The sequence below is a fragment of the uncultured Olegusella sp. genome, assembly GCF_947253395.1.
In the GTDB taxonomy this organism is placed as follows: domain Bacteria; phylum Actinomycetota; class Coriobacteriia; order Coriobacteriales; family Atopobiaceae; genus Olegusella.
The window spans coordinates 1-17,478 of record NZ_CAMXYY010000027.1 but is presented as its reverse complement, the minus strand read 5'-3'; the positions used below and the strand labels follow the sequence as shown (position 1 = coordinate 17,478).

The window sequence follows — 17,478 nt, the reverse complement described above, 5'->3', positions numbered from 1 at the left end:
CTGTTGAGTCCACTGGCAAGCATTGTATGGCGACAGAACAGTTTATTGGCATTTACTAGATCAGTCCGAGATGTTCGAGCGCAGTAGCCACACCATCATTGGCGCAGCTGCCAGTTACGTAATCGGCAGCATTGCGGACATGCGAAGTCGCCTGCCCCATGGCAATGGCGACGTCAGCCACTTCAAAGAGCGAAAGATCGTTTTCGGAATCTCCGAAAGCGAGTACCCTCGAGGGCATAACGCCCATCCGAACTTTTAGGTAGTTAAGGAGCGCAGCGGCTCCAGAACCCTTTGAAACGCCTGGCATGACGAGCTCGTGGTATCCATCTCCAACGTCGTAATAGGTCAGCTCACACTGAAGCAACTCACTGCTGTGATATGCCTCAAGTGCGTCGTCGATAAAGTCAATTTTTCCAAAGCGTAACCCTAAGCCTGTCGCGCATAGCTCATGGGCATTCTTTGCCACTGGGCCGCAGTTGAACAGACTTTCACCGCAGGCATTAAGCTCGACGCACAACTGTGTTCCCTCGAATAGCACGGGCATGTCTATGCGCAGCACCTCAGCGACAATCCTTTGAAGCAAATTACGGGGGAAGCATTGGTCGATGATCACCGTATCATCGAGCACGGCATGCGCGCCATCCATTGAGACATGACCCCTAAAAGGAAGTCCTTCAAGCAGATGTGTAACACCCATGCGAGAGCGTCCTGTTGAGAGCACAGGGACGCCCCCTTGCTCAGTAAATGCTCGCACGGACTTACAAACGCGCTCACTTGGATAGTCCCCGGGGCCGTCGACGGGGTCGCGATATACGAGCGTGCCATCCACATCAAAAAAAGCTACAACAGGACCGTCGTGCGAACGAAAACGTGAAGTAAGGGTGTTATTGTTCCACGCGCTCACAGCTGTTCCCGATATGCTGCCAGCATCTCTTCGGTCCATCCCTTGGGCATCTTAGTGACGTAGCTTTCGTAGCTCGCTGTGCCATAGGTGTGTGCGGCAATGAAATAGCCCTGGTAGTCATTGGCATATCCGATAACTGCCGGGTGTTTGCCCGCTTTCGTAAAGGGCTCCTTGACACAGGCACCCAGCTCGCTTGCTAGCTCGCCTGGAAAAGTCACGAACACCAACTTCCCAAAGTCAATTGTGATCATTTGGACCGTGAAGTCCACTTCGTGACGAGCGAGCTGCTGCTCGAGCATTTCTTTCTCGGTATCCGCAAGTTTCTTCTCATCTAAGGTGGGATTGTTAACAAGCACGCGATGTACTGCATCGAGCTGCTTCTGGTATTGAGGATAAAACTGCTCATTGTTGTAGGTCACATGATGTGAGAAGGAATGCACAACGGGGGCCGACAGCTCAATAGGGATGAAGACGCCCTTCATTATCTCGCCAGCTATACCATTGCTTACGCGTCTAAGCTCGGCAAAGTCACTGCCTCGGCGGAACTGGCGATTACCAAGATCGCCCGATGCTCCCGTAAAGATATAAGGAACGCAGCCAATCCATTCGGCAAGCTCATTTCGGACGCCACCCTGGACGTCAGTCGTGAGTAGACGATTGGTAGGCCCGACCACCGTCGCATGGCAGTTGAAGTTGAGCATCGCACCGGCAGCCACTCCGTCAGCATCTACGAAGCGCAAGATCAGAGCCTCGTCATCAAAGGGCGCGCTTGCATCGTTTCGGTTGGAGTACCATCCGTGTACTTGTCGAATCAGCAGTTGCGGCTCTGCCTCAACAAGCTTTTCCGTGAGTTTCGTTGCTGCCTGCACCACAAGCCCTGTGACCATATCGATATAGCCCGGCGTAATGGGGATCCCCATAGGGGACATACCTTCAAAGCCACTTGGGCACGAATGCGAGTGGATTGCATTGATGACGATGTGGTCTTGGGCGACGCCGAGCAAGTCTGAAAGACCCGTACGCATGCGAGTTGTCAGCTGAGCCTTGAGCATGCATACATCTATCGAGACAAAGAGTTCTCGTACTCCCTCGATTTCGAGCAGGAGTAGTGTTGCGAGCGGGATGTCATGCACACCAGTTGCGGGTTGCTTGCGGATGGGGTGGATATATCCCTCCATCCAAAACGTGCCCTTGGGTGTGATGTCAACAGAGATACTTGCGGCTTTCATGATATACCCCCGTAAAAAAGCCCAGACAGATCCTCCGTCTGGACTTTGTTCGATTATCGCAAAGCATTATCTGGCAACGACGTAACGATAGGTGTCTTGCATGCGGACAAAGGAGAGTGGCACCCTATCTGTGCCCAGTGCCTGAGGTAGCCATTTGATCATGTACTCCATACCAGGCTCCTCAAGGTTGAAATGTCCGATGGTGATTGCGCACTTGTTCTGCCCGAGCATGCCGGCATCACGGATGTACTCACAGGTAGTAAAATCAACAAACTCCATGGTTATCAGGCAATCGTTGTCGCTAGCGTCAGTCTCATTGATTTCATGCGTGTCACTTCTTGCCTCACCCATCACATGCATGGGTACGCGCACACTTTTGACACATGCATGTGGGTCGCCCGTTATGCGCGTTCCGTTGAGGCCAAGCTTCATGACCAGCTCGTGGGCAAGATCGGTCGCATCGATGGCAGGAATCTCATAGCTTAAACAAAAGCCTTTATCATCACCCGTGCGATAGTCAAGCCACCCAAGCTTCCAGGCTAAACCAAAGAAGATGCCATCAGCGAGAGCACCATCGTCGATGGGAACGCGCGAATGGATGTAGTCATGGCAGCGCCACACGGCACCACCCCAAGCATCCAACAGCTTCTTTTTTGCCTTGAAGGCCTGGGTGCTGCTCACTACGTCTTGATGATCTCCATGATTCCAAAAAAGGGCTTCGTGGCTGATGATGAGGTTGGCACCAAGTTCGCGCGCGCGTCGTATGACATTGACTGTGGGCCAAATGCAGGTCACGATACCAGCAAGTTTTTGGTTTGCATTGCCATAGAGCACTTTATCTCGTGTGGTTGTTTCGTCGATAGGCTTGCCAGTAAAGGCGTCAATTCCCGTACAGTAGTCTTTAATGCGCTGAATTGCCTCGCTGATGAGCATAGCCATCTCCTCTTCGCAGGCGTTGGGGCTGCCGGCACACTGAGGAAGCCCCTGGATGAAAGTTACTCGTCGTCTTCGTCGTCCTCGACAGTCAGGGTGTTGATGAGCCTGATGGACTGCGTCGCCGTGGTAATTGCCCCCTCAATGTTTTCTGTGGTAAGCGGTTCCGGAGTTAGGCAGAGCTCCATGGCAAGTGGCACGTTCACACCAGCAACCACAAATACATTTGGGCCTATATGAGGCATGAAGTTTTGGTTGACACTTCCCCCCAAAATGTCTGTAAGCACCAGCACCTCATCTTTGGGATCAAACTCGTTGAACACAGCCTCGACCTGAGGTTCAAGTAGCTGGTCGTCCACATAGGCACAGATGACGTGAAAGTCGCATTTTGCCCCTAAAAATGTGAGCGTGTCTGTCAGACCCTGGGCAAACCTATGATGTGAGGCGAGAACCACATGTCTCATTGACTATCTCCTTGAATTGACGTTGGGCACGTCCTTTTACCGAATTATCTCATGACAGTTGCCGTACCCGTTTTGCTTACTGCGAATACGACAGCTGCAATCAGACGATTCTCAGCGTTCGGCTCCACAGGAGGGTATCTGCCCCTCTTGTCGAGCGACTCCAAGGAACGGAACCGCTCGACAAGGAAAGAAACGGAGCCCAATCGCAAGCAACTAAGCGGCAAGAATCCCCAATCCAGCGCAGGCACAGCTGACAACAAGAATGCCAAGGATAATCCAATTGAGCTTGATACCCTTCTTAATTAGTTTGTACACCAACAGGGCGAGGAGCACGGCAAGAAGGTTGGGAAAAATCTGGTCCAACACGCCTTCCTGGATTCCCAGCGTAATCTCACCATATTGAAAGACTAGCGGCGTGGAAATCTTGACAGCAGAAAAAATAAGCGAACCGACCACGGTCAGACCAAGAATAGAGGCGGCGTCGGTGAGAATGTTAAGTTTGTCGCCCATCTTGGTGACAACAGAGGCACCAGCCTTGTAGCCCTGGACGTAGTTTTGGCAGCGCCAGAAATAAAGGACAATCCAAAAGGCCAGCCAGAGCAGGATGCCGACAGGGCTGCCCTGCTGGGCCATATAGCCGGCGATGGATCCTAAAATGGTCATGGGCAGAATCCAGATTAATACGTCGCCGATGCCGGAGATGGGTCCCATGAGACCTATCTTCAGATCGTTTTCAGCAGACAGCCCATTAAGGTGGCCCTTGTCTTCTATCGCGAGGCCTGCACCAAGCAGCAGACCCGAGACGGGTGGCGTAGCGTTGAACACACAGTCAAGCTGGTTGAGAATTGCCGTGTTGAAGGCGTCCTCATCGTTTCCGTATATCTTGCGCAGCGCGTAGTACGAGGCAAACATTGCGCAAGGAGCGTTCTGCGTGGCATAGGAATATGAAACGGTATCCATAAGACACATGCGGCGAGAGCAGATTTTAAGGTCCTCGTCGCTCAGAACCGGTTCATAGGTACCATCTGTCAGCGGCTGAGGTTCGGGGGCCTCGTGGAAATCCTTGAAATCCTTGGGCTTAAAGAAATTACTCATCTTCGAGCTCGCCTCCATTCTCACCAGCAGCGATAGCTATTGGGGCCTCAGACTTAAGACGGAAATACTCAATGGCGACCACAGTGCCAAGAAGGGAGATGGGCAGAACGGGCTGACCAAAGTAGGCCGCAAGCACATAGCCAGCAATCAAGAAGGCGTAGAACTTCTTGACCGGCATGAAGGTCAGCAGGATGGCAAAGCCGGTAACAGGTAAGATGCCGGCAGCAACAGAGAGTCCGCCAGTAAACCAGGCGGGCATAAAAGCGTTGATGGCTTCGACTGCCTGCTTGCCAAACGCAAGGACGATAATCATGGGGAGGGCGCCCTGAAGGAACAGCCATAGGTGGGATAAGAAGCAGGACGCGAGCATCTTTTTGTAGTCACGCTTAACCGCATAGCCACGAATCACCTTGAAAACCCAGGAATTGTAGATCTTGAAAATAACGTCAAGCTGAACATAGAGCATGGCGACGACGACGCCGATGGCAAGACCAACGGACATATCACCACTGCCAGTAATACAGGCGGTTACCGTTGCAACGATGCCGGCCATGCCATAGTCAGGGGCAGATGACCCGCCTAGTCCTGCAGCACCCATGGACATGAGCTGGATGGTGCCTCCAACGACAAGTCCTGTGTTGGGGTCGCCAAGAATAATGCCGACAAGCCAGCAGACCAAAGCGTGCATAAAGGGGATCGCCTGCGTAGCATACATATCAACTGCTCGGAACCCCGCGAGCAGGACAAGCAAGACAAATTGGAGCGCATTGACTTCCATGTTTGTCACCTCTCTTTACAGCGCAATGTACGCGGAAATAGGCACGGGCTTATCGGTGGTCATATACCGCACATCAATCTGTGTACCTGTGGCAGCAATTTTTTTGTAGATGGGAATATCCTTCTCAAGGATGAATGCGCGGCGACCTGCCTGCACTCCTGGTGTACCCTCGGGCGGAAACTCCGTCAGACCCAGTGTAAGCAAGGGAATCCGCTGTCCCGCCTCGATGAGGTCAAGAAAAATCTGTGGGCTGCGAGCGATGGTGAATACCGTGTGATTGTCGTACTTGCCTGCCTTAAAGTTGGCAAGTGCCGTCTCTTCGGTAATGATCGAGAGCGCCTGACCAGAGGGTTTAGACAGCTTCATGGCCCCCTTTCGCACTTCATCGTTGGCTGTAGCGTCATCAATAATCATCGTGCGCTGTGTGGCATAGGTGGGGCACCAAAAACCCTGGACAATGCCGTGCAACAGACGATAGTCAATGCGCCCTGCAACAATACTCATATATCTAGCCTCTCCTTTCTCCGTTCTGCGACGTAAGTGTAGCCACAGCCTTCGGGGTATCTCGCTTCCCCGTATTCTGCTAGAGCTACAGTAAGGTTCGTAGGCTGATAAAACGGTGGCAGGCGCACATTTCGACAGGCGCCCTGCAGTTGCAACAACTGCAGGGCGCCTGTGAACAGGGATGTTCGGCTTTCAACACTTACCCATTATTGTGGTATAGCCAGTGTCGAAGCAAGCTGGTTGCCAGACTTACTAGGCTACTCATCCTCAAGAACCATGCCTGCGATAGTCGTACGGTTGCTTGTAGAGGCAACTTGCGTATGAAGCATATGGTGTACATAGGAAATTTCCGAAATGGGTATCTCAACGTGATAGCGACAGGTCATGTCAGAGAACGCCTCACGGAACCAGTCAACAAAGTTGGCATGTTCTACCTCGAAGTGCTCGACATCAGGTGCCGTATCAACGAAGTTCTTTGTCATCAGGCGCTCGATCAAACCGCAAAGATGGACATAGACACCAATGCGGCGACGAGCGTCAATGGGTTTGCCTGAAAGCTCTGACAAACGTTTAACCGCCCGATCTGCTTCGATGTAGAGCATCTCAGGATTGAGGATGGTAAGGGATTCAATCACGTTTCGAAGTGTGAGGTTACGTAGAAGATTGGAGTGAAACTCGGCCACGCTCCCAGGATCGACCAGCGGGAAAAGTGCCCGATCGAGGGCGTCAGAACTGCCTTGGTAAAGAATATCTTCAAGCCCCACAAAGGGCACGGAGGAGATGCCTGGGTTCATGGTGCTCACAATAGCGCGCACGCGATAATCATCAAATACCGACGACGCTTCCCCCCTTTGTGCTAAATCTGCATAATCGCAAGTTATCAATTGCGTAGCTGTTTTACCGGGAAGACTGTTCTGCACAATCTGACGAATCTTGCCAGCTGCCTCAATACCCAGTTCAGAGCAAAAGAGTACTGCTTCGGCAACTTTTGCACCCTTAACGACGCTATAGCGAGGGGCGCAGTATTCAGCTGAGCGTGTCAGTATTTCTTCCAAATTTTCACCCGAAAGCAGGGCACTACCGACCTCAAGCGCAAGGGCTGTGGAGACGTTGTTGACGATATTGATATCGCAGGTGGTTAGGCCGCTAATGGCATCATTCACGCTCTCCAGTGACCCCATGTCAACGAGGACTGCAATCGCTTTGCAGTTCGCATGTCGTTCGAGTAGGCAGGAGAGCTGGCCAACGACGTCGGTTAGGTCTTGATCGTAAGCCATGTCGATAGCTTCGAACACATGGGCATGCAAGATGCGGTTACACGCATCAGCAATGCTTGTCGCCGTCGAGTACCCATGACACACGATGACGCCAAGGTAGTCCTGCGGCCCGCCCGTGGCACGTAGTGAGTAACCGACCTCGATGAGCAGAATCATACGAGCAAGTGCGTCGAGATCCATACCAAGGGCAATCTTGGTTTTGGCAACGATCTGGTCGGCAACGGTTGCAGTTTCTGGAAGGTTCTTCGTCAGGACCCTCAAGGTCCGAGCAATCGCATCGCCGTTCTTCTGGCGCCACTTTGTAAGATTTACGCCACCCCAAAGTTGGGTGAAAAGCGACTGGGCAATGGAGCGCGAGAGCTTCCGGGTGAGCTCAATGCCATAGGTACGGTTGGTCTGCTCTATTACTGGGCTCAAGAGTCGCTCGTAAGAGCCGATGCGCGGATTTGAGCTCCTACTTTCAAAGTTCATGTAGTCGTTATAGGACTGCACGGCCGTCGAAGCGTTGGAAAAGAACTCGACAAAGCTCACCTTACCCGTCTCGAGAGCGTCAATCGGATTGATGATCTTTTGGAACAGGCCGATGACGCGCATTGAAGGGTCATTGACGGCTTTTGAGCCACTGATGAGCTGATTATCATCAGGCTCAGACTCGGTGGATTTCAAAATGTTTGAGGGCAGGTTGTATGTCTGAATGGTGAGCATTTCGTTGTTACGGTTAAGGTAGGCACCTGCACAGCAGTTGGTAATGCATGATTTGAGGCCATCGATATTGTCTCGAAAATCAGTTTCGACAAGCGCGCGTAATGCGCCACGGCTTACTGAGACGTCAGCACCTACTCTTCGTCCCTCAACTCTGAGGTAGTGCAGGACGAGGGAAGTGCGCTCCTCTATACTGCGATCAACAAGGCGCGGAAGTTGTATCACGATAGGGACAAAGCGTGCGGTCTCTTTGACCATGTTGCTATCTTCGGAACGCGCGGTGCTTAGAATAAAGCGCGCTGGACTTGCGTCACTGTCTTCATCGTTGCTGCTCGCACCAATTCGCTGGAGTACCGTCTCTCTCGTCGTCCGAGAAAGATGATCAAAACCACTCAGATATACCATGCCGCCGGCCGCCTCGGCAGCAACCCCACCCTTGCCATCCTCTCCATAGATTGCCGCTTCGACGTTTGCGTCCGTTGCCTCAAAGCTCCTGCAATCAACCGAGACATAGCGCGCGCATTTAGGCAGCACCCCAACGTTTTTTCCGTATTCGAAGGCGAGTTCACTCATTAACCTTTTACCTGTGCCATGCTCGCCTACCAGAAGCACCGGGATGCCGTGTGGTGGATATCTAATCGCGCTTTTAAGATGGTCTATGCACGTGCCATAACTCAACTCAAAGCCTATGGCCTTGTCAAAGTCCTTGAGCTCTTCTAGGCTTACACAGGCAAGCAACTCCTGCTGGGAGGAGTATTCGTCATTATCGAGCTTCATTTGAAAATAACGCTCCGCTGCATGGCGATGCAGATAAATGACTGGGCGCGCGTTAATCTTAATGGCAAGGCCTTGTCGCACGAATTCGTTGAGATACTGGCTCGCAAGACTACGACTTACATGACACTCGAAGGCAATCTTTGCCGTCGTAAAACAAGCAAGGTTGGATACCCTGAGTTCGCGCGTCATTTTTTCAAGTCTCTCAAGAACCTCAGCCTTGGTATCGTAGCAAGCCACTCTAGCCCCCTTGGCGTTTACGTTTTTGGGTACGATTGTAGCTAAGAATTAAGTTGTTTCGACACATTGATGCCCAATTATCACCATAAGTGTTGAAACCGGGCTTATTGCAGTGCTTGGTATACGCTTGGCGCACATTTGGCAACAGACTGATGCAAGCTTGGCAGGGTTGTGGATATCCCTTGACCTTTTGCAGCTCATGCAGTGAAAGCAACCTCTTATGTAGTGCAAGAATTTGGCAAGCAACCTCTTCAGGAAAAATCAAACTCCCGAATCTGATCGTTTGGAAGAAGGAGAATCCTATGGATGCACACGGCACTAGCTCGAGTCTTGTTGTGGCTGAGGACGTTGTTGAGTCTGCTGATAAGGGCAGCCCGCTCTTACCTCCCATAGCTCCACCAGAGCTGTGCCGAAGCGATATTGTGCTCGTAGTGGGCGAGCCAGGACTTATGAAAACTCTGCTTGCAAAGCGTCTGCTTCAGAGTCGATCTTCAGATGCTCCTCAGCCATTACTCGCCTTTCTCAAAGCCAATCCTCATGAACTTGCAAAGAGGCTTGAGAGTACGCTCTGCAAGGCCAGAGCTGCGGCTCGCAAGCAGAAAGATCAGCTGGTCTGCGTACTTTTTGATGATTTTCCCGCCCTTGATGAAGAAACAATTGATGAGGCTGCAGAGCTTATACGAGCTGCTGCGGTAGAGGGTGTCACCATACTGATAACACTTTGTCCAGAAGCAGAGCAGCTCTGCGAAGAGCTTCCTGAGGCGTATGTGCTTGCTGGACGTGAACTGCTTTACCGCATGCCACTACAAGCTAGTGATTTGGCGCGACGAGCTTGGAGTATGACCAATGGCATTCCATTGCTTGCACGCGCTCTTACGCATGGAGTAGATTCGTATGCCCCACGCTATCTCGAATCGCTTCAGCGCATCGTCATGATGTCCTTGCGCAATGGCATACCTCTATCAGAGCTGAGAATTCGCTATGCGATGATGCTGCTTGGTTCAGGTAATTTTGAGCAACTGCGTCAAGTACTTCCAACTGCCGACGACGAAACCCTTGCATGGATGCAGGCGGAAGCTCCTTTCTTTCAAGTCAATGTGTATACGGGCAGCTATTGTTGCGCGGGAATTGACGATATTTCGCTTTTTCGGCTTTGCTTTCCGAGTCTGCGACAGTATGCAGGATTTTATGCTGATATTGTTGAGCAGGCCTTTAGTGTGTTGTGTCGAAGTCACAACTTTGTGCGTGCGGGAATTTGTGGCGCTCTGCTTCCCACAACAGATAACAGGAGTAAGCTGCTGATGCCTTGGGGAGTTGAACTGTGTGCAGCAGGAGCACTGGGTGTTATCAAAGACTGTCTTGCAGCTGCCCGACAACTTTTTATGAAAGAAGAAGTGGGCTACCTGGAGAGCGCTGCTGCCTATGCTTTGATTGAGCAAAAGCAGACGGTAGCTCGTCAGGCCTTTGCCGCAGTAGTAGACCAACAAAAAACAAAGGGAGCAAAACTACAGTTTCGTGGCAATTCAGCGCTGCTGTTACGTATGCTTGCGCAGGGCCGTAGCCTTGCTATGGGAGATAAGCTTGTAGGCATACATGAAAAAGCAGCAAAAGCATATCCAGAGTTGTTGTTGCATCTAGAGCTGAGACAGCTTCTTTTTGAAGGGCAGTTTCATCGGGTTCTTGCGCGCTTTACCGAAGAGTCACCGCGGCCACATTGCAAGAGTCTTGCTGAGATGTTGCTCATCAATGATTTGGTACTTGCGACTGCGTTTGGCGGCGAGCCCGTAGGAGACGAGCTCAGCGCGCTGCTTGTCAAGGTGGAACAAACACTAGCTCATAGCAGATCCCAACGCTTGATGGACTATCAACTTGCAGTAAGTGAGCTGGTAACGATTGCTGGTGGCTCTTGTAGCTCAGGTCTCTTAGAGCGCGCGGCAGCACGAGCGGAAAGTATGGGCGACCGCATGTTGCGCGCAGTGTTTTCTCTCGCTTTGGCACTCAGTGAGTTGAGAAGTGGCAATCTGTCGAGTGCACATGTAAGAGCGCAACGCGCGGTTAATCTGGCAGGGCAATGTGAGTTTGCTTATATAGACAGCTGTGCGCAACTGGTTGAGGCTGTTATTGCTGCACTTGCAGGAGATGCGGGACCGTTGCGCCGCATGGCAGAAAAGAAAAATGAGAAAAGCATTCCTCAAGATCTCGCACGACTATTACTCTCATTTGGTGCTGACGTTATAGCGGACGGTAGTTTTCACATTGAGTCTGTTCGTCCACAGCATAAAAAGACACACAGGATTGAGTTGCAGGTGCTCAGTTGGGGCAAATTACAAAACGATGCGTTGTGGCTTGTCAGTTGGCTTATCAACGATTGTGCAGAGATCTCCCAACTTTGTAGACTCAAGATGCCAAGACACTGGATTGCAGCGCTGCTGCCACACTCAGCTTCTACTCTAACAACAACTTCTGTTACAGACGCACGCCATGGCAGCTCTCCTGCCGAGGCAGATAATTCCCACGTATCGCAAGGCTTGCACACGGTCGAGCAGCCGCACTACCACGTTGTTATCAATCTATTGGGCGGGCTTTCTGTGAGCGTTGATGGTCATCCTATTGAGATGAGAAAGTTTAATCGGCGTCAGTCAAAAGTGTTGCTTGCTCTACTTGCGGCAAAAGAAAATCATCGTATGCGTCGCGTAGAACTGGCAAATCAAATTTGGCCTGACGCAACTCTAGAGCTGGGTATGCAAAGGCTTTACGAGGCTATATCTGGTGCACGTAAGGCAATGGAATCACGCTATCGTGGCTTTGAACCTTTTTTGACAAATAAGGCGGACGGCACCGTAGCACTTAATCCTGAGGTAGTTGTTTGTGATATCGATCGTTTTGTAGAAGCAGTTCATAGTTGTGCGGTCAATGATGGGATTGCGGATGAGGTAATCAATGCAGCCTGCGAGGCCCGTGAACTCTATCTAGGTGATATGGATGTGACGACCTTAAACCCTGAGCCGTGGATTAGCTTGCGAGCAGAAAATCTTCGTTCGATGTTTGTTGCCACAATGGTTACTGGTTCTCGCACAGCACTTCTCCAGGGGAAATTGCAACTTGCCATACAGTTTGCGCGTAGTGCTGTCTCGGCGCAGTGTAACCGCGAAGATGCTGTTACGGTGCTTATTGAAGCTCTTGTGGCAGCGGGTCGCTCAGGAGATGCGCGCGATGCCTATCTGCGTTTCTGCAGCAGGGTTGTTGGCTCAAAAGGGTTACCGCCTTCTCGCGAACTCAGGCGACTTGTTGCCGATCTCATACCAGAGCCCAAGCAGTCTTCTCATAGCCATATTGCTCATGAAGATGTCATAGGCGCATGATTTGAAACACAAAATAGCCAAATTAGCGTCAAAAGAACGAAGAAATTGCGTGATGTAAACGCTTATTTGATGGGAACGCGCGTTGTGGCTCGCATAGGCGTCCAAGACGCGATACCTTAGTGCTCGTTTGAGAAATTGGATGACCCTAGGGTCTCGGGCTTACGAAAGGCGCGTATGCCAAACTTCTTCTCTAGTCTCCTCAGCCGCGGAGCCAATAAGCAGCTTCGCGAGCTTGAGAAAATCGCTGCACTCGTGAATGACCGCGAGTCAACATATCAAACCATGGACGACTCTGAACTCATGTCCCAAACAGCGCTCTTTAAGGAGCGTATTGAGCAGGGCGAGAGTCTCGATGATCTGCTTCCTGATGCCTTTGCGGTTGTGCGTGAGGCGTCAAAACGCTCATTGGGCATGCGTCACTTTGATGTGCAAATCATCGGTGGCATTGCCCTGCATCGGGGCATGATTGCCGAAATGAAGACAGGTGAGGGCAAGACGCTTGTCTCTACACTGGCAGGCTACCTTAATGCACTTGCGGGCGATGGTGTCCACATCGTTACCGTTAACGACTATCTAGCAAAGCGAGACTCCGAATGGATGGGTCGCGTGTATCGCTATCTAGGTATGAACGTGGGTCTGTTACAAAATGGTATGTTGCCCGCGCTCAAGAAGCCTGCTTATAACGCTGACGTCACGTATGGTACCAACTCTGAGTTTGGCTTTGACTACCTGCGTGACAATATGGTGATGCGTGCTGATCAGCGAGCCCAACGTGGCCACCACTATGCCATTGTCGACGAGGTTGACTCCATTCTCATTGATGAGGCACGTACCCCTCTTATTATCTCGGGCGCAGGCACCAAGTCAGCCAATACCTATAAGGATTTTGCGCGCGCTGTTCGCGGCTTGATTCGTGGTGAAGAAACACCAGCTGATCCGCTGACAGGTGAAAAACCCGAGCCTACGGGCGACTATGTCATGGATGAAGCAAAGCGCACCATTACCGTGACCGATCGTGGTCTCAAAAAGGTTGAGCGTGCACTGGGTATCGATGATATTTATGCTGATATGTCTGGCCAGTTGGTCAATCATTTGCAGCAGGCACTTAAGGCGCAGTACATGTTCCATCGCGACAAGGACTATGTCGTGATGGATGGTGAGGTCAAGATTGTTGACGAATTCACGGGCCGTATCATGGAAGGGCGTCGTTGGTCTGAAGGCTTACACCAAGCAGTTGAGGCCAAGGAAGGCGTAGCTGTCCGCGAGGAAAACCAAACCATCGCGACCATCACCCTGCAGAATTATTTCCGTCTGTACGAGAAGCTCTCGGGTATGACGGGTACAGCTGTCACAGAAGATACTGAGTTTCGAGAGATTTACAAGCTGCCTGTTCAGGCTATTCCACCCAACAAACCCGTCATTCGTAAAGATCACGATGATCTGATTTATCAGACCGTTGATGCAAAGTTTGATGCGGTGGCCGATGAGGTTGAGCAGCGCCATGCTTATGGTCAGCCTTGTCTGGTGGGTACGGTTTCCATCGAGAGTTCCGAGCGCTTGTCTCGCACGTTGAGTAAACGTGGCATTCGTCATGAGGTTCTTAACGCAAAATTCCACGAGCGCGAGGCACAGATTGTTGCCCAAGCTGGTCGCGAAGGCGCTGTCACCATTGCTACTAACATGGCAGGTCGTGGTACAGACATTTTGCTTGGCGGCAACTCCGAAGAGATGGCTAAGGAATCTCTGCGTGAGCAGGGCATTGATCCTGAAGAAGTGAGCGCCGAGCAGCTTGCTGCGGCTACTGCAGAAGCAAAGAAGATTTGCGAGATTGAACGCGAGCATGTACTTGCCGCAGGCGGCCTTTGTGTTATCGGTACCGAGCGTCACGAGAGCCGTCGTATTGACAACCAGCTCCGTGGCCGTTCTGGCCGTCAGGGTGATCCCGGTGAGACACAGTTTTATCTCTCGCTTGAAGATGATCTCATGCGCCTCTTTGGGGGCAACCGCATGGATCAGATTTCTGCTTTGATGACCAAGGCAGACTTACCTCCCAGCACACCCATTCAGCACCGTATGGTATCCAAGGCGGTTGAGGGTGCCCAGCGTAAGGTTGAGGAAGTCAATTACGCAATGCGCAAGAACGTCCTTGACTACGATGACGTTATGAACAAGCAGCGCCAAGTCATCTACGAGGAGCGCAACAAGATCTTAGATGGCAAGGACTTGGTAGCTCATGTCAATGAAGTTACTGAGAGCACTGTCAATAGGGTGGTAGCAGAGCTTTGTCCTGCTGATGTAGAGCCCGAAAGCTGGGATCTCGATAGTCTTCGCTCTTGGATTGAACAATTAACTGGCCGTGAGGATACGCCTGTCACTGACGGTGAGTTTGACATTGATGAGCTTGAGGAAAAAGTCTGTGCTTTTGTGAGTGATTGCTACCAGCGCAAAGCGGATACCTTGGGAGACGAGGTGCTCAAAGCGCTCTCTATGCAAGTTATGCTGCGCGTAATTGATACTCGCTGGATGGGCTACTTACAGGACATGGATTATCTGAGGACTGGCATTGGTTTGCGTGGTTATGGTCAGCGTGATCCTTTGGTGGAATACAAAAGCGAAGCCTACGCTGCCTTTACCGATCTGGTGAATACGATGTACGAGGACTTCCTTCGTACTATCCTGCGTCTACAGATTCGCCAGGCTCCCACCCAGCCCGCCGCACAGCCTGCGGCTGAAGAACCCGAGACCTTGCGCGGCGCACACTTCTCTGGTCCTTCTGAGGTAGACGGAGACAATGGCAGCTCAACAATGCGCCATGCTCGTCACTCTTCGCCAAATCCGCATGCAGATGCAAAGCCTGCTCCCTATCGTAAAAGCGATGATCCCTATGCAGGCGTTGGTCGCAACGAGCCCTGTCCCTGCGGCTCGGGTAAAAAATTTAAGAATTGCCACGGCAAGAACCGCTGACACAGTTCGATGACGTTGTTGCAAGCCGGGCGTGGCGTTGACTCTGACGCCAAGCTCGGCTTGTTTAGCGCTGTGAAAGTTGGGGAGAGGGGCAAAATGATAGATGCAGCCATGTTAAAAAAACTCAAAAAGCGTCTAGATGATATTGAGGGCTATCTGCATATAGATGAAAGGCGCAAGCTCATTGCTGAGCTTGAAGAGCAGAGTGCAGTTCCCAGTTTTTGGGATGATGCAGACACTGCTCGTCAGATTATGGAGCGTCTGACGCAGGCAAAGTCAGATGTTTCTGCTTTGCAAGAAGCCCGAGATCAATTTGACGATGCTGAAGCAGCGCTTGAATTGGGTAGTGAGCTGGAGGATGAAGAAACTCTGGCCGAGGCCGAGCAGCTTGCAGTAGACCTTGCCCACCAGCTCGATGAGCTAGAACTTGCTAGTTGGTTTAGTGATGAGAGGGATCATGGTGACGCTATCGTCTCTATCACCCCTGGTCAAGGTGGCCTTGAGGCGCAAGACTGGTGTCAGATGCTGTTGCATATGTATCTGCGCTATGGCGAACGCAGAGGTTGGAAAATTACGGTCAACGACGCCCCTTCTGCTGAAGTGATAGGTATCGATCACGCGACCTTTACCGTAAGTGGACACAATGCTTACGGGATGCTACGTGCGGAGCATGGGGTGCACCGTCTGGTGCGTATCTCTCCCACTGATGCAAAGAAGCGCCGCCAAACTACCTTTGCAGGTGTTGAGGTGCTGCCTGTTTTGCCTGAGGATATTGAGTTTGAAATTGACCCCAACGATCTTCGCATTGATGTGTATCATTCTTCAGGTCCTGGTGGTCAGGGAGTCAATACGACCGACTCAGCCGTACGCATTACTCACCTCCCCACTGGAACGGTAGTTACCTGCCAAAACGAACGCAGTCAGATTCAAAATAAGGCAACGGCGATGAGCATTCTTCGTAGTCGTCTCTATGAGCTTGAACAGGCCAAACGCGCAGCCGAACTTGATGAGTTGCGTGGTCCCAAGCGCGACATTTCTTTTGGAAATCAGATTCGCAATTATGTCTTATACCCCTTCCAGCTGGTAAAAGACCCACGCACGGGAGTGGAGACAGGCAACGTCGATGCAGTATTGGAAGATGGGGATTTGGATCGCTTTGTTGTGGGCTACCACAGATGGGCGGTTGGGGGAGGCGAAACCTCATGAGTAGAGTAATAACACGGACTCCTGTGCCTGTAGCAAAGCTGCTACAGGATGCGGCCTATATCTTTGTGGGATCGCTGGTATATGCCATCGGTGTTGACTGTTTTGAAGTACCTAATGGTCTTGCCGCAGGTGGACTTACGGGTTTGGCAACTATTTTTTATGCGATCGCCAAGGACTATGGCATTCACTTGCCCGTCGGTATTCAAACCATTGCCATGAATGTGGTGCTTCTCATCTATGTGGAACTTCGCACGCGTGACCGCAGCTATGTAGCTCGCTCGATTGCAGGTATTTTAATCTCAGGTATTCTTACGGACGCCCTGGCGCCTATTTTGCCCAACCTTGCGCCAGACGATTTGTTACTTGCTTCACTGTGGGGTGGCGTGCTTGTAGGTGCCGGCATTGGCATTGTTTTTCTTTCAGGAGGAAATACCGGAGGCACAGATATTATTGTGCAGATGATTGCCAAACGTACCGGTTCGCCGGTGGGCACTGTTGCCATCGTAGTTGATGGCGCCATTATTTTGGCATCAATCCCCGTTTTTTCGCTCAGCAATGCGTTGTATGCAACGATTGCGCTGTACATTTCGGGTCAGCTGATGGACATGGTAGTCGATGGCCCGCGTACTGAGCGGGCAGCGTATGTTATCTCTGAATACCACGATCGTATTGCCAATGAAATTATGTACAATCTTGGTCGTGGTTGCACTGAGTTGCAAGCGCGTGGTGTATGGAGTGGTGCGAGTCGTCCGGTACTTTTGTGCGTTCTTGGTCGAAGTGAGACCATGCGTCTTAAAGATATTGTGGCGCGCATTGATCCAGATGCGATTATTATCATCTCCGAAGTGCATGAAGCATTTGGGCAGGGATTTGGCCGCATAGGGAATTAAGTCTCCCTTTTGCAGAAATTGCGGACCTAATAACCTGCGATAAACGAGTCAGGTGGCGTACAATAAACGGACTAAATTACCTGCGATAAATGAGCCAGGTGACCTGCGATAAATGAGCCAGGTGACCTGCGATAAATGAGCCAGGTGACCTGCGAT

At 51.4% G+C, this 17,478-nt stretch carries 12 protein-coding genes; 4 read left to right on the top strand and 8 right to left on the bottom strand.

Going from position 1 to position 17,478, the window contains the following annotated elements; translation table 11 throughout:
• Nucleotides 1-55: 55 nt before the first annotated feature.
• From Q0X25_RS03855 to Q0X25_RS03820, 8 genes are all read right to left on the bottom strand, one after another.
• A complete protein-coding gene (locus tag Q0X25_RS03855; RefSeq protein ID WP_298579141.1) occupies nucleotides 56-904 on the bottom strand; it encodes an HAD family hydrolase in 849 nt (282 codons plus the stop codon).
• The gene (locus tag Q0X25_RS03850) at nucleotides 901-2,133 is read right to left on the bottom strand and encodes a neutral/alkaline non-lysosomal ceramidase N-terminal domain-containing protein (RefSeq protein ID WP_298579139.1); all 1,233 of its coding nucleotides are present in this window, start codon (nucleotides 2,131-2,133) and stop codon (nucleotides 901-903) included. The genes Q0X25_RS03855 and Q0X25_RS03850 overlap by 4 nt, the downstream gene beginning before the upstream one ends.
• 66 nt (nucleotides 2,134-2,199) lie before the next feature.
• The gene (locus Q0X25_RS03845; protein ID WP_298579136.1) at nucleotides 2,200-3,066 is read right to left on the bottom strand and encodes a Nif3-like dinuclear metal center hexameric protein; all 867 of its coding nucleotides are present in this window, start codon (nucleotides 3,064-3,066) and stop codon (nucleotides 2,200-2,202) included.
• Nucleotides 3,067-3,128: 62 nt separating this feature from the next.
• Nucleotides 3,129-3,530: a PTS sugar transporter subunit IIA gene (locus tag Q0X25_RS03840; protein WP_298579134.1), complete on the bottom strand. Its 402-nt coding sequence runs from the start codon at nucleotides 3,528-3,530 to the stop codon at nucleotides 3,129-3,131.
• A 213-nt stretch (nucleotides 3,531-3,743) separates the two neighbouring features.
• Nucleotides 3,744-4,625 (bottom strand): PTS system mannose/fructose/sorbose family transporter subunit IID, encoded by an 882-nt coding sequence (locus Q0X25_RS03835; protein ID WP_298579132.1) that lies wholly within the window; start codon nucleotides 4,623-4,625, stop codon nucleotides 3,744-3,746.
• Nucleotides 4,618-5,403, bottom strand: a complete 786-nt coding sequence (locus Q0X25_RS03830) for a PTS sugar transporter subunit IIC (protein ID WP_298579130.1) — start codon at nucleotides 5,401-5,403, stop codon at nucleotides 4,618-4,620. Before Q0X25_RS03830 ends, Q0X25_RS03835 begins: the two co-directional genes overlap by 8 nt.
• A 15-nt stretch (nucleotides 5,404-5,418) precedes the next feature.
• Nucleotides 5,419-5,907, bottom strand: a complete 489-nt coding sequence (locus Q0X25_RS03825; protein ID WP_298579129.1) for a PTS sugar transporter subunit IIB — start codon at nucleotides 5,905-5,907, stop codon at nucleotides 5,419-5,421.
• A 257-nt stretch (nucleotides 5,908-6,164) separates the two neighbouring features.
• Entirely contained in the window at nucleotides 6,165-8,900 is a 2,736-nt protein-coding gene (locus tag Q0X25_RS03820; protein WP_298579128.1) for a PRD domain-containing protein, read from the bottom strand.
• A 302-nt stretch (nucleotides 8,901-9,202) separates the two neighbouring features.
• On the opposite strand from Q0X25_RS03820, the gene Q0X25_RS03815 reads away from it, so the two are divergent.
• The 4 genes from Q0X25_RS03815 (at nucleotide 9,203) to Q0X25_RS03800 (ending at nucleotide 17,322) form a co-directional block, all read left to right on the top strand.
• Nucleotides 9,203-12,262 carry a BTAD domain-containing putative transcriptional regulator gene (locus Q0X25_RS03815; protein ID WP_298579127.1) on the top strand — a complete coding sequence of 1,020 codons (3,060 nt, stop codon included), beginning with the start codon at nucleotides 9,203-9,205 and terminating at the stop codon, nucleotides 12,260-12,262.
• Between the two features lie 174 nt (nucleotides 12,263-12,436).
• Nucleotides 12,437-15,226, top strand: a complete 2,790-nt coding sequence (secA, locus tag Q0X25_RS03810) for a preprotein translocase subunit SecA (RefSeq protein WP_298579126.1) — start codon at nucleotides 12,437-12,439, stop codon at nucleotides 15,224-15,226.
• A 96-nt stretch (nucleotides 15,227-15,322) separates the two neighbouring features.
• Nucleotides 15,323-16,432, top strand: coding sequence for a peptide chain release factor 2 (gene prfB / locus Q0X25_RS03805; RefSeq protein WP_298579125.1), 1,110 nt, complete (start codon nucleotides 15,323-15,325; stop codon nucleotides 16,430-16,432).
• A complete protein-coding gene (locus Q0X25_RS03800) occupies nucleotides 16,429-17,322 on the top strand; it encodes a YitT family protein (protein ID WP_298579124.1) in 894 nt (297 codons plus the stop codon). Before prfB ends, Q0X25_RS03800 begins: the two co-directional genes overlap by 4 nt.
• Nucleotides 17,323-17,478: the final 156 nt, after the last annotated feature.

Bases quoted from the DNA above. Each gene is read 5' to 3' on its own strand.
- Q0X25_RS03815 (WP_298579127.1), top strand. From the start codon at position 9,203: ATGGATGCACACGGCACTAGCTCGAGTCTTGTTGTGGCTGAGGACGTT.
- Q0X25_RS03825 (WP_298579129.1), bottom strand. From the start codon at position 5,907: ATGAGTATTGTTGCAGGGCGCATTGACTATCGTCTGTTGCACGGCATT.
- Q0X25_RS03850 (WP_298579139.1), bottom strand. From the start codon at position 2,133: ATGAAAGCCGCAAGTATCTCTGTTGACATCACACCCAAGGGCACGTTT.
- secA (WP_298579126.1), top strand. From the start codon at position 12,437: ATGCCAAACTTCTTCTCTAGTCTCCTCAGCCGCGGAGCCAATAAGCAG.
- prfB (WP_298579125.1), top strand. From the start codon at position 15,323: ATGATAGATGCAGCCATGTTAAAAAAACTCAAAAAGCGTCTAGATGAT.
- Q0X25_RS03835 (WP_298579132.1), bottom strand. From the start codon at position 4,625: ATGAGTAATTTCTTTAAGCCCAAGGATTTCAAGGATTTCCACGAGGCC.
- Q0X25_RS03800 (WP_298579124.1), top strand. From the start codon at position 16,429: ATGAGTAGAGTAATAACACGGACTCCTGTGCCTGTAGCAAAGCTGCTA.
- Q0X25_RS03840 (WP_298579134.1), bottom strand. From the start codon at position 3,530: ATGAGACATGTGGTTCTCGCCTCACATCATAGGTTTGCCCAGGGTCTG.
- Q0X25_RS03830 (WP_298579130.1), bottom strand. From the start codon at position 5,403: ATGGAAGTCAATGCGCTCCAATTTGTCTTGCTTGTCCTGCTCGCGGGG.
- Q0X25_RS03845 (WP_298579136.1), bottom strand. From the start codon at position 3,066: ATGCTCATCAGCGAGGCAATTCAGCGCATTAAAGACTACTGTACGGGA.